Below are 279 nucleotides of genomic sequence, written 5' to 3'. Positions count from 1 at the left end.
AGCGGATCGGCTTGTCGGTGTACGGAACGAAGCCCGCGCGATCGTGACGCGCCGCGCTGACCGCGATGCTCGAAACGCCGTCCTCGTCGGCCAGCCAGTTGGCATCGAGCCGGTGCAGCCCGAGCTGCGCGCCGACGCTGCGAGCCAGGGCCGTGTCGGCGCCAGATCTCGCGCAGCGGTAGATGGCCATGTTCCAGCGCGCGCAACGTTGCAGCAGCGCCGCGCGTTCGGCCACGCTGAGCGCCGATGGATCGGCGACATCGACGATCAGGTCGTCGG

At 70.3% G+C, this 279-nt stretch carries 1 protein-coding gene; it reads right to left on the bottom strand.

The genetic code is table 11. The features are described 5' to 3' along the window. The coding region (locus tag SAZ04_RS21890) for a hypothetical protein (RefSeq protein WP_332699650.1) at positions 1-279 on the bottom strand (279 nt) is incomplete at both ends.

Source organism: Halalkalibacter lacteus (genome assembly GCF_036663595.1).
Classification (GTDB): domain Bacteria; phylum Bacillota; class Bacilli; order Bacillales; family Bacillaceae_D; genus Halalkalibacter; species Halalkalibacter lacteus.
Note: the sequence above shows the minus strand (reverse complement) of the source record. Positions and strands in the feature narration are given on the sequence as shown.